Origin of the sequence: Ruegeria sp. HKCCSP351 (assembly GCF_017872535.1) — a bacterium.
In the GTDB taxonomy this organism is placed as follows: domain Bacteria; phylum Pseudomonadota; class Alphaproteobacteria; order Rhodobacterales; family Rhodobacteraceae; genus Ruegeria.
This window is the reverse complement of the sequence record NZ_JAEDOV010000002.1, coordinates 587,765-602,082: the sequence shown is the minus strand read 5'-3', so window position 1 is coordinate 602,082 and position 14,318 is coordinate 587,765. Positions and strand designations below refer to the sequence as shown.

Below are 14,318 nucleotides of genomic sequence, written 5' to 3'. Positions count from 1 at the left end.
AATAGCGGCTGAAAAAAAATTAGTGGACAAATGGTATTGTATAGGTATGCTTTCTGGCAACGAGGAGAAACACGTGCTGCCACACATCACAGAACAACTCCACCCGGACGCATACGATTTGGGCAACCGACCGCTGGAAGAGGCGGCGCTGGCCCTGTCCAGGGGTCAGCAGGAAGCGGCCGGTGCCCCGCAGGGCGCCCTGCGTGGGATATGCGACGGTGCCGACGCCATGGCCCGCAGTCTGGCATCAGGTGGTTCATTATATTACGCGGCGGCGGGGTCTTCGGGGCTGATGGCTGCGGCTGATGCAATGGAACTGGGCGGCACTTTCGGCATCGACGAAAACCGAATCCATATCCTGATGGCCGGAGGATTGCCCCAATCCGCGCATATGCCCGGTGGGACCGAGGACGACACCGACGGGTTGGTTGAAGGGCTGGCCGGGCTTACCTGCAACGACACGGTCATTGCTGTCTCTGCCAGCGGCAGCACCCCTTATACACTTGAGGCCGCGCGACTTGCGCGTGCTGCGGGTGCCAGCACGATCGGGATAGCCAACAACCCGGGCAGCCCACTGTTGACGCAATGCGATCACGCGATTCTGCTTGCCACCCCGCCTGAGCTGATTTCAGGCTCAACCCGAATGGGCGCTGGTACGGCCCAGAAAATTGCGCTGAACATGCTGTCCAGCCTTATGGCAATCAAGTTGGGTCATGTTCACGAGGGGATGATGGTCAACCTGAGAGCAGACAATGCAAAGCTGCGCGCGCGTGCGACCGGCATCGTCGCCCGGATCGCCGGAGTTGATGCAAGCACCGCCCAAAACGCCCTGGCTGAAGCGCAAGGAGACACCAAATCCGCCATTCTCATCGCCGCTCGCGGCGTTTCACTGGCGGCAGCCAATGTGCGCCTGAAAGAAACGGGCGGAGTTCTGAGCGCGGCACTGACACCTGATAAATAACTGCAAACCAAATGGGAGAGTACAATGAAACGTAATAGCCTGAAACTGGCCTTGCTTGGTGGGACGCTGTTAGCCTCTGCCGCCTATGCCGAGGACGTCACGCTGACCATCGAAAGCTGGCGAAACGATGACCTGACCCTGTGGCAGGACCAGATCATCCCGGCCTTTGAAGCAAAGCATCCTGGAATTAAAGTCCAGTTCACCCCGTCTGCCCCGGCAGAATATAACGCGGTTTTGAACTCGAAACTCGATGCGGGGTCTGCTGGTGACCTGATTACCTGCCGCCCCTTCGATGCTTCGCTGGCGCTTTATGAGGCTGGTCATCTGACCGATCTGTCCTCGGTCGAGGCGATGAACAACTTCTCGGACGTTGCAAAGTCTGCCTGGCAGACGGATGACGGTTCGGCCAGCTTCTGCGTGCCGATGGCGTCGGTAATTCACGGCTTCATCTACAACAAGGACGCTTTTGCCGAGTTGGGCCTCGAAGTGCCGACCACGGAAGACGAGTTCTTTGCCGCTTTGGACAAGATCAAGGAAGACGGCACTTACATCCCAATGGCGATGGGTACCAACGACCAGTGGGAAGCTGCCACGATGGGTTACAATAACATCGGGCCGAACTACTGGAAGGGTGAAGAAGGTCGTCAGGCGTTGATCGCAGGCGAACAGAAGCTGACCGACGAAGCCTGGACAGCCCCGTACGCAACGCTGGCCCGCTGGGGTGCGTATCTGGGTGATGGCTACGAAGCACAGACCTATCCCGACAGCCAGAACATCTTCACTTTGGGCCGCGCAGCCATCTATCCTGCGGGATCATGGGAGATTTCCGGCTTCAACGCACAAGCCGATTTCGAGATGGGTGCATTCAAGCCTCCGGTTCAGAACGCGGGCGACACCTGCTATATCTCGGACCATACGGATATCGGCATCGGGATGAACGCGGCCACGAAGAATCCTGAAGCCGCCAAAACGTTTTTGACCTGGGTCGCAAGCCCTGAGTTTGCTGAAATCTTCGGCAACGCTCTGCCCGGCTTCTTCCCGCTGTCGAGCACTCCGGTCGAGTTGCAGGACCCGCTGGCCAAGGAAATCGTCGGCTGGCGTGAAGAATGTGAATCGACTATCCGCTCGACCTATCAAATCCTGTCGCGCGGCACACCAAACCTCGAGAACGAGACCTGGGGTGCATCCGTTGCCGCGATCAAAGGTGCCAAGTCGCCCGAAGAGCTGGGTGCAGAACTACAGGCAGGCCTCGCCTCGTGGTACGCACCACATCAGTAAGCTGAACCATACCCGGGCAGCATGAGTTGCCCGGGTACGCCCGGCATTCCATCGAAAGCGCTCCCCATGACCCGCCCCCGCATCCGCTGGCATATCGTCGTGTTTCTGGCACCAGCCGTGCTTGTCTACACAGCGGTGATGATCTTTCCCCTGTTCAACACGCTCCGTCTGGCCCTTTACTCTGAAGTCGACCAGAGCCGCATATTTGTTGGACTGCAGAACTTTCAAACGCTGTTTTTCGATCCGATCTGGTCGGAACAGTTCTGGAATGCGCTGGGCAACAATTTCTGGTTCTTTCTGATCCATATGCTGGTGCAGAACCCCATCGGCATCGCGCTGGCCGCGCTTCTCAGCCATCCGCGCCTGCGATTTGCGGTGCTCTATCGGTCGGCGATCTTCATCCCGACAATCCTCAGTTTTGTGATTGTCGGGTTTGCATGGAAACTGATCTTGTCGCCCATCTGGGGCATCGCGCCTTCGATGCTGGACGCGGTTGGGCTGAAATCCCTCTTTGCCCCGTGGTTGGGGAAGGAGGAATATGCCCTGACCACACTGGCGTTGATTTCGGTCTGGCAGTTCGTTGGCATCCCGATGATGTTGATCTACGCGGCCTTGCTGTCGATTCCCGAGGAAATCCTGGAAGCCGGGGAAGTGGATGGCATCACCGGTACAAGTGCCTTTTGGAAAATCAAGCTGCCGCTGATCCTGCCCTCGATCGGGATCATCTCAATTCTGACATTTGTCGGCAATTTCAACGCCTTCGATCTGATCTATGCTGCACAGGGCGCTCTGGCGGGGCCTGACTTCTCGACCGATATTCTTGGCACCTTCATGTATCGCACATTCTTTGGCTTCCAGCTGCAATTGGGTGATCCGCATATGGGTTCGGCCATCGCTGGTGCGATGTTTGCAATCATCCTGCTGGGTGTCTGTGTCTACCTTTTCGGCATCCAGACCCGGATGCGCCGGTACCAGCTGTAAGGAGCAGATGACATGAACAAGGCCCGCTCCAACCCGCTAAACACCTTCGCGATGCATGGTGCACTGATCTTCTATACGCTGATCGCACTGTTTCCGGTTTTTGTGATCCTGATCAACAGCTTCAAGACCCGCAAGGCGATCTTTCGCGAACCGCTGGCGCTGCCCGATGCCGACAGTTTTTCGATGATCGGTTATCAGACAGTGATGAAACAGGGGGATTTCTTCCTTTATTTCCAGAACTCTCTGATTGTGACAGTTGCATCCCTGACTTTGATCCTGCTGTTTGGTGCAATGGCGGCTTATGCGCTGAGTGAGTACCGGTTCAAGGGCAACATGCTTATGGGTCTGTACCTGGCGCTTGGAATCATGATCCCGATCCGCATCGGCACTGTGGCCATCCTGGAAATGATGGTGGCGACCGGGCTGGTGAACACCCTGTGGGCGCTGATCCTTGTCTATACGGCGCAGGGCCTGCCCTTGGCGGTGTTCATCCTCAGCGAGTTCATGAAACAGGTGAGTGACGACCTCAAGAATGCGGGCCGCATTGACGGGCTAAGCGAATACACAATCTTCTTTCGGCTTGTGTTGCCGCTGGTGCGTCCGGCAATGGCAACGGTTGCCGTGTTCAACATGATCCCGATCTGGAACGATCTGTGGTTCCCGCTGATCCTGGCCCCTGCGGAAGAGACCAAGACACTGACGCTGGGCAGCCAGGTCTTCATCGGTCAGTTTGTGACAGACTGGAATGCGGTCTTGTCAGCCCTTTCAATGGCGATTCTGCCGGTGCTGATCCTCTATGTAATCTTCTCGCGACAGCTTATCCGCGGCATCACGTCAGGAGCGGTGAAATGACCCGCGTCCTGATCGCAGGCCTTGGAAATATGGGGCTGAGCCATGCGCTGGCACATCACCACCACCCGGACGCACAGATTGTCGGGCTGGTGAACCGATCCGGCCGCGTGGATCACCCTGATCTGACGCGCTATTCGGTGTATTCAAGTTTTGAGGCCGCTCTGACCGAAACCAAACCCGATCTGGTTGTGATCGCGACCTATTCGGACAGTCACGCGGATTACGCCTGCGCTGCGATGGAGGCGAGTGCGCATGTGTTTGTGGAAAAACCGCTGGCCACCAATGTTGCCGATGCGCGGCGTGTGGTCGAAACAGCGGCGCGTCTGAACCGTAAGCTGGTCGTGGGCTACATCCTGCGCCACCACCCATCCTGGATGCGTCTGATCGCCGAGGCTCGCACTCTGGGTGGCCCCTATGTGTTCCGTCTGAACCTGAATCAACAATCCTCAGGGCCTGAGTGGGAGACGCACAAGGCTCTGATGCAGACCACTTCCCCCATCGTGGATTGTGGTGTGCATTATGTCGATGTGATGTGCCAGATCACCGACGCAAAACCCGTTCGCGTCCATGGCATGGGTGTGCGCCTGTCAGAAGAAATCGCACCCGACATGTACAATTATGGCCAGTTTCAGGTCGTGTTCGACGACGGATCGGTCGGGTGGTACGAGGCTGGCTGGGGTCCGATGATGTCCGAAACCGCGTTTTTTGTGAAGGACATCGTCTCGCCCAACGGGTCTGTTTCGATCACCGACGGAAACAAGGGCGCGTCCGCAGACATCGATGGTCACACCAAGGTTGGTGGTCTTCTGGTTCACACGCCGCAGGGCGACCGGACTATCGACATGCCTGATGAACCCGGCCATCAGGAACTGTGCGATGCTGAACAAGCCTATATGCTGCGCGCCATCGCCGAGGATATCGACCTGACCCGCCATATGTCCGACGCCGTACAATCCCTTGCTATCTGCCTGGCCGCTGATCAAAGCATCCGCACTGGCCAACCCGTTTCTCTTGAGGAGACCCGCCAATGACCGCCCTTTCACTGAAAAACATTCACAAATCCTTTGGCAATGTAGAGGTCCTGAAGGACATCAATCTTGAGGTCGAGGACGGCGAGTTTGTGGTTTTTGTCGGCCCCTCCGGATGCGGAAAGTCCACTCTTCTGCGCGTTATTGCAGGGCTTGAAGACGCCACATCGGGCGAGATCAGAATTGCTGGCGAGCAGGTCAATCTGACCCCGCCCTCGAAACGTGGCATTGCCATGGTGTTCCAGAGCTACGCGCTTTATCCGCACCTGAATGTACGCGGCAACCTGACCCTTGCCCTTAAACAGGAACGCCAGGCGAAGGCCGTGATCGACGAGCGCGTCGCCGAGGCGAGCCGGATGCTGGGGTTGGAGCCCTACCTTGACCGCTATCCATCCGAACTGTCGGGGGGACAGCGCCAGCGTGTTGCAATCGGTCGTGCCATCGTGCGCCAACCCAAGCTGTTTCTGTTCGACGAACCGCTGTCCAATCTTGATGCTGCTTTGCGCATGAACACCCGGATCGAGATTGCAAATCTGCACAGGCAACTTTCGGCCTCGATGATCTACGTCACACACGATCAGACAGAAGCGATGACATTGGCCGACAAGATTGTGGTGCTGCGCGACGGACGGGTGGAACAGGTCGGCAGCCCCATGGAGCTGTACAACAACCCGGCAAACCGCTTTGTTGCGGGCTTTCTTGGTGCACCGTCCATGAATTTTCTGCCGGCGGACAATCTGACCCCGGGCGATTCGCGCGAACTGGGGCTGCGCCCGGAAGACATCCGCCTGGAAAGCGGTGGGCCGATCGCCGGCACCGTTTCGCATGTTGAGCAGTTGGGCGGCGATACTAATGTCATTCTGCAAACCAGCAACGTGCCAATTACAGTCCGTTTGTTTGGCCAGCATGCAATTGCCCCGGGTGACGATGTACAATTCGGATTTGATCCCAACCGCGCATATTACTTCGGGAATGACGGGCAAAGATTACAGTAACGGTAGTTTTTCTAGCCCGTTCTGTGCCAGTTTGGTCCGGTGTGAGCGTGACCCAAAGAGTGCAAGCGCCGGAAGATGTGACCGGTTATCCAAGACTGTGGCGTGTGAACATGAATTGCCCGGATGGTAGGTTCGACCGGAAGTCAGCGGCACGACCGGACAGCGCCCTGTAGAACTGACGCAAGCCGGGCTCGATGTCTTCAGCCAGTTCTTCGCACTGTTGGCACAAGGTCTTGACCAGGCTGTTTGGATGTCGATTTGTGATCGCAAAAATCAGCTCTGCATGTGCAGCCCTGAGATCCTGGAATGCCGCTGTTTGCAACAAGGTCTGATCGCCCACCAAAACAAAGACGGGTTCCGGGTTGGCTTTGCCTTTCAGATCAACATGCCCGGCCTCTAACAGGGCCAGATCCCCATGCGTGATTTCATGGACGCCGTTTGAAACAACGATGTCGTAGTCGACCGTTCGACAGCATTGTTCGATCCGCGCTGAGACATTCACGACGTCGCCGATGACCGTATAGTTGAACCGTTTCTGCGATCCGATATTGCCGACGCAGGCCTGCCCGGTGGCAAGCCCCGTTGCCAGCGCGATAGGGGGGCGGTTTCGCATGATGTCGGATGCATTGAACTCTGCCAGAGCGCGCCGCATTTTCAGTGCGGCAAGTGCCGCCCGGCACGGGTGGTCAGCGACAGGCAGAGGCGCGTTCCAGAACGCCATAACGGCGTCGCCGATAAACTTGTCGATGGTTCCCCGTTCAGCCAGTATCTGGTCGCCGATACTGGAAAAAAGCGCATTCAGCAGCGAGACCAGTTCGGTGGCAGATGCGGATTCAGACAGAGGTGTAAAACCCCGGATGTCGGAAAACATCACTGTGATATCCTGCGTCTCGCCTCCCAATTGCAGCTGATGCCCGGTGGCTTCCATCTCATCAAGGATTTCCGGGGCGACGTAATGAGAAAAGACTTTCCGGATTTTGCGCTTTTCCCGTTCGCTGGACAGGAAAAGATACCCTGCCAGCAGCCCGAAATTGGCCATGCCACCGACAAGCGGAAATGTGGCGTCGAACAAAACCGACTGGTTTTGAAAGACCAGCCAACTCAATATCAGAACGGCGGCAGCGGCGACACCGCCTGCAATGAAAGATGCAACCGCACCAAAACTGGACATGACGGCAATCACGACAAGCCCGAGAAAGGCGAAGGCAAGCATTTCCTGCGCTGCGGTCACGTCCGAACGGCTTAGCATTTCGTTGGTCAGGACCTGTTCCAGCACCTGAGCATGAATTGAAACGCCGGGAACGCTCTCTCCAAGCGCTGTCTGATGCATATCGAATAAACCGGCGGCCGACGTTCCGATCAGGATGATCCGCCCCTCAACTTCCGCCCGAATGTCCGCATCATCCGAGCTTTTGAGGATATCGTTGGCCGAGATGTACAGTTCGGGCGCATCCCGCCGGTATCTCAGCCAAATCTCGCCGTTTTCTGTCGTTGGTATACGGTATCCCCCGACCTCAACCGCCAACATGATGCCTGTTTCGTCCTGCGCACCTTCGGCTACGATATTGGTTTCACCCAAGGCAACTCTCAGGGCTTCAATTGACAGACCCGGCAACAGCCCGTCCGGCCCGCGCCAAAGAACCGGCACGCGGCGCATGATACCGGTTCCCCCGATGGGCGAGACGTTGACGCCACCAATACCCGCAGCGGTCCGATCCAATGGAGGCGCAATTGGCGTCCAATGAGGAACTGAAATTAGACCCGCGGCGGGATTTTCCCCGAACTCAATGATACCTGCTTTTGCAGTGATGGGGTTTCCTTCCGCCGACAATCGTGCGGCAGTCCCAAGAACGACCGGCCAATAAGCGATTTCCATCCCAAGCAAGACATCATTATCGAGCTTTTGAGCGTGGCGTTCCACTGTGAGGACCCCTGCCAAAGATGGATCGTTCAGAAGACGCGAGGGCGAAAACCGGTCAGGTTCAGCGAACAACATATCAAATGCGATGGCCGCAGCACCGTATTCACCCAGGTTTTGAACCATCTGCGCCACCAGTGTTCGGGGCCAGGGCCATTGCCCCCAATTGGCCAGAGAGGCTTCGTCAATATCTACAACCCGTATGGGAAGTTCAGGATTGAACTCTCGCGGAGATGACCTTTGCAGAACGTCGAAATAGATCAGACGGGTCATTCGCACAGGATAAGGATCCATGACCCGGATGAAACAACCCACCAAGATCAGACACAATCCGACAAGGCGGAACGCCCATTTCCCTGTCTTGGTTTTGCGCTTTTCGTCGCTCACGTCGTTCTCCGGACAAGTGAGTCCATTTCCGCTTTTTCGACAACGCTACCGGAACAGCTCACTATTTGATTCTTGCTGCTCTGGAACTTCCTGACCTGGTTCCTCCCGATCAGGTTCTTCGGGTTCGGGTTCGGGTTCCGGTTCAGGTTCTTCGGGTTCCGGTTCCGGCTCCTCCGGCTCCGGCTCAGGTTCCGGTTCTGGTTTTACATCTGGCTCTGGGTTTGACGGAGGTGCTGGCGGCGCCGCGACGCTGACTCGGCGCGGCTGGGGCGCAGTTCTGCGAATGTCGGCCCTGTCGACTTTGGCCTGTTGCACGGGCGCCCCTTCGCCAGAACACCCCTCAACCCGTACCTGCAAAGGAGGCAGCAGGCCTTCCTGCGACTGAATAAATGGGAATCCCTCTTTCAGTGCTTGATCATACTGTTCCTGATCAGCGGGCCGCCCGACTGTTCCGCCTCCACCGGTGGCATACATGCTGCACACGCGGCCTGTGGACCTGCAGGACCCTTGTGCACTGCACATTTGAACAGTTCCGTGCAGGACAAGCATTGCGCTTTGGGTTTGTGATACGACCCACATATCGAAGGTTGTGCCACGAACTGCCATTGTCGCTGTCGGGGTCTTGATCGAATAGGCTCTTTTTCTGCTTTTGCCTGAAATGAATCGAAAGCTGCCGCCCAAGGCCTGCACGGCGAAGCTTTTGGCCTTTCGGTTACCGCGCAGCATGGTCACATCCAAAACCATATGCGCATTGGGGCCTACGGCAATTTTGGTTTCATCCACAAATACGATCTGCACCAAACCGCTGTGGTCTGTAGAAATCGTATCGCCCGACACCACATCCATTCCTGAAATGACAGGCTGCGCGTTTCCGGCGCGAATGATCTGAGCGCCTTGCTTGGCGCTGATAACTGTCCCGATGTTGGCAAGGGCCTGCGCTGGCATGAGCGCGACAACAAATACAACCAACACAATCTTTAACCAAGTCAAACTAGAGCCCCTTCCCCCAACGGGTCTAAGTAAGCGCAAAGCGCGCCAAGCTCGATTTTTGCCCCAAAAAATGTGTTATTCTTATTCAAATAGTCAAAAATGCTAACGTTAAATATGCATTATGGCATGTATTTGTAGCAAGAGATTTTTTGATCGTGAATTTCTGCGTTAAGGCCGACGTGAGCCTCCCCACTTAACAGGCCGAAGTGCAGCCTCCATCAAATGAGAGCATTGGGCACCCGGCTCATCGCTTGCCCCGCGATGAGCCATGACGTTATGGGTGTGTTTAGCCGAAAATTCAGAGGAATTGTTCTGGCAACAATGCGTCAGGCATGTTCTGGTAACATACGGGTCTTAAAAACCGCCGGATTGACAATGTGCCGACAGAGGTAGCACCGAAATTGGTCGAAGCGGGGTAGGGGCCGCCATGCACCATGCTGTCGCAGACGTCGACGCCCGTGGGAAAGCTATTGGCCAGAACACGCCCGGCCTTGCGCTCGAGGATCGGCATCAGGGAACGCGCGGTGTCCAAGTCCGCATCATCCATATGCAGGGTGCAGGTCAGCTGACCTTGCAGACTGTGCGCGACGGCCCGCATTTCGTCAGGCGTTTCGGCGGTCACGATAACGCCCAGCGGGCCAAAAACCTCTTCACCAAGGGTTTCGTTTGCCAGCCAGTTCACAGCATTGGTGCGATACAGGTAAGGGGACGCGGTGCGTTGTTCACACATAGAGGTCAGAACCTCCTGCACACCTGCCGTGTTGGCGATCCTTGCCTGACCGGCTCGATAAGCGTCGGCGATGCCGTCGGTCAGCATGGTCTGCGCGGGTGTCTCTGACAGGGCGGTTCGCGCGGTCTCAGCGAAGTGGTCCGCTGCTGCACCCGCCAGCATTACGGCGACCCCGGGGTTGGTACAGAACTGACCTGCACCCATGGTCAGCGACCCTGCCCAGTTCTGAGCAATATTGTCGCCCCGGTTCGTCAGCGCAGCATCGAGAACGAACATCGGGTTGACCGAGCCAAGTTCACCGAAAAACGGGATTGGTTCAGGACGCGCGGCACACAGATCGAACAGTGCCCGACCACCAGCCAATGAGCCAGTGAACCCGACAGCCCTGATCAGCGGGTGTTGCACCAAAGCGGAACCTACTGTCCGGTCACCCCCCTGAATCAGACTGAAAACACCGGGATGAATTTTGCAGCGTTCGATGGCAGCATGTATGGCCTCGGCTATGATCTCACCGGTGCCCGGATGGGCGCTGTGCCCTTTTACGACAACGGGGCACCCAGCAGCCAAGGCGGCCGCGGTGTCACCGCCTGCGGTTGAAAAGGCCAAAGGGAAATTTGAAGCACCGAATACGGCGACAGGGCCAATAGGGCGCTGGATCATTTTCAGATCCGGGCGCGGCAGCGGCGAGCGGTCTGGCAACGGGCCGTCGTGGCGCCGATCCAGATACTCACCACTCAGAATATGAGTGGCAAACAAGCGAAGTTGGCCCGATGTGCGACCCCGCTCTCCTTGCAGACGGGCCTCGGGCAGGCCGGTTTCCTGCGTGCCGATTTCAGTAATTGCCTCGGCGCGGGCTTCGATCTCATCCGCGATGGTATTCAGAAATGCCGCTCGGTCTTCCCGGGTCGAAAAACCATAGCTCCAGAACGCTTCTTCGGCAGCTTTTGCAGCCGCATCAACATCCTGGAAGCGCCCCACCGAAAAACGGTGCGACGGTCCAAAAGCGGGCTGTGACTGAAAAAACGTGTCACCTGAAAGCCAATTTCCAGCGATGAGGTGCTTGCCATGGGGGGAGCAGGTCATGAAGGTTCCATATTTTCGATTCTATGTTAATGGATAATGTATCCAATTTTGAGGGGCAATCAAGCGCCCTGTTAGGTCTCCTCCATGGCGCGTTTTGCTACGATCATTTCCAGCAACTGTTCCTTTGTTCGCCGGATGTGCCGCATCAGCATGTCACAGGCTTCGTCAACGTTCCCTGCTTGCGCCAGTTTCAACAGTTCTCGATGCTCTTTTTTCGCCGGTTCCCGCTGTTTCATCACGCTCAGATGCATTCGGACATAGCGGTCAGATTGCAGATTGACGCGATCCAGCAATTCATTTGTCAGTTTCCTCTGTGACGCCGCGTAGAGGGCGGAGTGATATTGATAGTTCAGGATCCCCCACTTCCCGACGTCATTCTCGTCATAAGACGCTTCCATCTGTGTCAATATCTCGTTGCATCGTGCGAAGTCGGCAGATGTCATCTGCGGAATGGCTCTGCGGAAAAGATCGACTTCAATAAGCATTCGAAGGTCGAATATTTCTCCGATTTCTTTCAGCGAGTGTTTGGTGACTGATCCGCCCCGATTATTGGCCCATTGAATCAGACCTTCAGCGTTCAGACGCTTTAGGGCTTCGCGGATGGGCATCCGCGATACGTCGTATTCCTCGGCCAGAGCTTCCTGGCGAATAGCTTCACCTTCGGCAAGTTCACCATTCAGTATCCGCTCACGAAGATCGTTCGCGATGACATCTGGTAGGCTTTGCTTGGTTATTGCGCGCTTTCCTGCCATGTTCTTCCTGCCACTTGTTTGGGTACAGCTACCGGTTACTGGCGGTTATTCCAAGCTAAGCCGCGGCTCGACCACTCGGAAAGCTGATTAAGGACACTCGGTCTATAATGCATCCAATATCCACGTTGATTCAACCCTGCTGAGACAGCGAGGTATGACCAAGTGCGAATGGGACCTTCTGTGACCGCCTTTCCCTGAGTGTGGGCGCGGCCAATGCACTGTTTAATCAGACACCCCAGGTGTCCGACAAACGATACCCGCCAGGCCAGGGGTCATCCGGGTCAAGCATGAGTTGATGAATGCCGGTGATCCAGCCGCGCCCACTGATTTCGGGGACAATCGCGGCGCGGCCCGCCACTTCGGTGGTATCGACAATCCGGCCGGTGAACCGTGATCCGATGATCGAAACCGCCTCGAATGTCTGACCCGGCGACATCAACCCTTTTGCAGCCATCAGCGCCATGCGTGCGGAAACCGCTGTACCCGTAGGCGACCGATCAACCTTGCCGGGCCGGATCGCCACGGCAGATTTTCCGGTCAATCCGGTTTCGGTCTGGCTCAGCGGTCCGCAGAAAGCACAGAATGAGATATGGTCCCAATCCGGGTTTTCAGGATGCGAAAACCCAAGCTGTTCATTGGCTGCATTGGTGATATTCACCCCCAATCGGGCAATGTCACGGGCCTCATGTTCGACAATTTCGAACCCCAACGCCTGTGCATCGACCACGACAAAACTGTCACCCCCATAAGCAGTATCAACCATGATCGTATCCAATCCGGGCACCTCAAGCGGGACGGACAGTTTATCGGCAAAGCTGGGCAGGTTCTGCACGAAAATGCGTTGCGCTTTGCCACCGCTGCATTCTGCCCGGACATGAACCAGCCCGCCCGGGGCCTCAAGCACCATATGAGTTTCGGGTTCCTGCATCGGAATGATCCCGCCATCCAGCAATACGGTTGAAACACATATCGAGTTCGAGCCGGACATGGGCGGTGTGTCTTCGGGTTCCATAATGATGAAAGCCGCGTCCGCCTTGGGGTGTTTCGGGGGCACCAGAAGATTTACATGACGGAAAACACCGCCCCGAGGTTCGTTCAGAACGAAGTTGCGCAGCGTCTGGTCGCCGGCGACAAAGCTGCGCTGTTCCCACAAGGTATCGCCCGGTGGCGGGGCGACGCCCCCAACGATAACATCGCCTACTTCGCCTTCTGCATGGGCTGAAATGACATGAACGGTTTTGCTGCTTCGCATCGGAACTCTCAATATTGTGCGACAGGCTCGCCCAGAGCGTCAAAAATCGGTGTAACACCCAGACCCGGACGGGCGGGTGCGGTCATCCGGCCGTTGACACGCTTTGGCGCACCCTCGGCAATGTCCACCGTGCCGTAAGAGTTGAAATCCGTGGCAGAGAATGTGAATTCGGACGGCGTTGAACGGGCCAGATGTGCGATGGCTGCCGTGGTGATGTCACCGCCCCAGGTGTCTTCGATCGTCATGGGGATGCCGTGCGCCACGCAGAGGTCACGCATAAGACGGGCTTTGGTCAACCCTCCGACTTTCGAGATTTTCAGGTTGATCACATCCATTGCGTCTTCGGCAATGCCGCGGACCAGCGTGTTGGGGGTGTCGATCACCTCGTCCATCACAAAAGGCAATGCAGTGCGGCGGCGGATCGACACGCATTCCTCATAGGTCAGGCAAGGCTGTTCCACATAGACATCCAGACCCGAAATCGCGCCCACCACGCGTGCGGCCTCGTGCCGGGTCCAGCCGGTATTGGCGTCCGCAACCAGCAGGTCCGACTTTTTCAGAACGGCGCGGGTGGCGTGGATACGGTCAATGTCGTCATTGGCCTCGCCACCCACCTTGAGCTGAAACTTGGTGTAGCCTTCGGCGGCATAGCCTTCGATCTTTTTGGCCATGATCTCAGGTGCTTCCTGACTGATCGCGCGATAAAGCACCACATCGTCCTGCGCAGCGCCCCCCAGCAAGGTGTAAAGCGGCTGTTCCGTGGCCTTGCCCAGCAGATCCCAGCAGGCAATATCCACCGGAGCCTTGGCATAGGGATGGCCCCGCAAGGCCGCATCCATCGTGCGGTTGATCTGACCGATATTCAGTGGGTCCTGCCCGATCAAATGCGGGGCCAGTTCTGCAAGCCCGGCTCGGACGCCGAGCGCGAAAGACGGCAGATAGGCCGAGCCAAGCGGGCAGCATTCTGCATAGCCCTTCAACCCCTCATCCGTGATGATTTCCAGAACGGTGCTGTCAAACACTTCGACAAAATTGCCGTTGGACCAGCTATAGCGGCCTTCTTTCAGCGGCAGATCGACCTGATATACGTTCAGCCCGGTGATTTTCATAA

The 14,318-nt window shown here is 56.7% G+C and carries 12 protein-coding genes; 6 read left to right on the top strand and 6 right to left on the bottom strand.

All coding sequences use genetic code 11. The annotated features are described in order from the left end of the window. Positions 1 to 73: 73 nt before the first annotated feature. From I9182_RS06880 to I9182_RS06855, 6 genes are all read left to right on the top strand, one after another. A complete protein-coding gene (locus I9182_RS06880) occupies positions 74 to 961 on the top strand; it encodes an N-acetylmuramic acid 6-phosphate etherase (protein WP_348540386.1) in 888 nt (295 codons plus the stop codon). Positions 962 to 985: 24 nt separating this feature from the next. After that, the gene (locus I9182_RS06875) at positions 986 to 2,239 is read left to right on the top strand and encodes an ABC transporter substrate-binding protein (RefSeq protein WP_209597485.1); all 1,254 of its coding nucleotides are present in this window, start codon (positions 986 to 988) and stop codon (positions 2,237 to 2,239) included. A gap of 66 nt (positions 2,240 to 2,305) precedes the next feature. Next, the gene (locus I9182_RS06870) at positions 2,306 to 3,220 is read left to right on the top strand and encodes a sugar ABC transporter permease (RefSeq protein WP_209597484.1); all 915 of its coding nucleotides are present in this window, start codon (positions 2,306 to 2,308) and stop codon (positions 3,218 to 3,220) included. A 12-nt stretch (positions 3,221 to 3,232) separates the two neighbouring features. Continuing rightward, positions 3,233 to 4,072, top strand: coding sequence for a carbohydrate ABC transporter permease (locus I9182_RS06865; RefSeq protein ID WP_209507525.1), 840 nt, complete (start codon positions 3,233 to 3,235; stop codon positions 4,070 to 4,072). Then, positions 4,069 to 5,103, top strand: a complete 1,035-nt coding sequence (locus I9182_RS06860; protein ID WP_209597482.1) for a Gfo/Idh/MocA family oxidoreductase — start codon at positions 4,069 to 4,071, stop codon at positions 5,101 to 5,103. Before I9182_RS06865 ends, I9182_RS06860 begins: the two co-directional genes overlap by 4 nt. Next, entirely contained in the window at positions 5,100 to 6,095 is a 996-nt protein-coding gene (locus I9182_RS06855) for an ABC transporter ATP-binding protein (protein ID WP_209597480.1), read from the top strand. Before I9182_RS06860 ends, I9182_RS06855 begins: the two co-directional genes overlap by 4 nt. 85 nt (positions 6,096 to 6,180) lie before the next feature. Here I9182_RS06855 and I9182_RS06850 read toward each other — a convergent pair whose 3' ends face one another. From I9182_RS06850 to I9182_RS06825, 6 genes are all read right to left on the bottom strand, one after another. Next, on the bottom strand, positions 6,181 to 8,400 hold the full coding sequence (locus tag I9182_RS06850) for an adenylate/guanylate cyclase domain-containing protein (RefSeq protein ID WP_348540385.1): 2,220 nt from the start codon (positions 8,398 to 8,400) through the stop codon (positions 6,181 to 6,183). Between the two features lie 45 nt (positions 8,401 to 8,445). Beyond that, positions 8,446 to 9,390, bottom strand: a complete 945-nt coding sequence (locus tag I9182_RS06845) for a FecR domain-containing protein (protein WP_245222517.1) — start codon at positions 9,388 to 9,390, stop codon at positions 8,446 to 8,448. 298 nt (positions 9,391 to 9,688) lie between these two features. After that, positions 9,689 to 11,203: an aldehyde dehydrogenase (NADP(+)) gene (locus I9182_RS06840; RefSeq protein WP_209597478.1), complete on the bottom strand. Its 1,515-nt coding sequence runs from the start codon at positions 11,201 to 11,203 to the stop codon at positions 9,689 to 9,691. A gap of 71 nt (positions 11,204 to 11,274) precedes the next feature. Continuing rightward, positions 11,275 to 11,955 carry a GntR family transcriptional regulator gene (locus I9182_RS06835; RefSeq protein WP_209507529.1) on the bottom strand — a complete coding sequence of 227 codons (681 nt, stop codon included), beginning with the start codon at positions 11,953 to 11,955 and terminating at the stop codon, positions 11,275 to 11,277. Positions 11,956 to 12,181: 226 nt separating this feature from the next. Beyond that, on the bottom strand, positions 12,182 to 13,207 hold the full coding sequence (locus I9182_RS06830; RefSeq protein ID WP_209597476.1) for a proline racemase family protein: 1,026 nt from the start codon (positions 13,205 to 13,207) through the stop codon (positions 12,182 to 12,184). 8 nt (positions 13,208 to 13,215) lie between these two features. Then, the gene (locus tag I9182_RS06825; protein WP_209597474.1) at positions 13,216 to 14,316 is read right to left on the bottom strand and encodes a cis-3-hydroxy-L-proline dehydratase; all 1,101 of its coding nucleotides are present in this window, start codon (positions 14,314 to 14,316) and stop codon (positions 13,216 to 13,218) included. Positions 14,317 to 14,318 lie beyond the last annotated feature (2 nt).

Bases quoted from the DNA above. Each gene is read 5' to 3' on its own strand.
- I9182_RS06840 (WP_209597478.1), bottom strand. From the start codon at position 11,203: ATGACCTGCTCCCCCCATGGCAAGCACCTCATCGCTGGAAATTGGCTT.
- I9182_RS06855 (WP_209597480.1), top strand. From the start codon at position 5,100: ATGACCGCCCTTTCACTGAAAAACATTCACAAATCCTTTGGCAATGTA.
- I9182_RS06860 (WP_209597482.1), top strand. From the start codon at position 4,069: ATGACCCGCGTCCTGATCGCAGGCCTTGGAAATATGGGGCTGAGCCAT.
- I9182_RS06865 (WP_209507525.1), top strand. From the start codon at position 3,233: ATGAACAAGGCCCGCTCCAACCCGCTAAACACCTTCGCGATGCATGGT.
- I9182_RS06825 (WP_209597474.1), bottom strand. From the start codon at position 14,316: ATGAAAATCACCGGGCTGAACGTATATCAGGTCGATCTGCCGCTGAAA.
- I9182_RS06875 (WP_209597485.1), top strand. From the start codon at position 986: ATGAAACGTAATAGCCTGAAACTGGCCTTGCTTGGTGGGACGCTGTTA.
- I9182_RS06830 (WP_209597476.1), bottom strand. From the start codon at position 13,207: ATGCGAAGCAGCAAAACCGTTCATGTCATTTCAGCCCATGCAGAAGGC.
- I9182_RS06870 (WP_209597484.1), top strand. From the start codon at position 2,306: ATGACCCGCCCCCGCATCCGCTGGCATATCGTCGTGTTTCTGGCACCA.
- I9182_RS06835 (WP_209507529.1), bottom strand. From the start codon at position 11,955: ATGGCAGGAAAGCGCGCAATAACCAAGCAAAGCCTACCAGATGTCATC.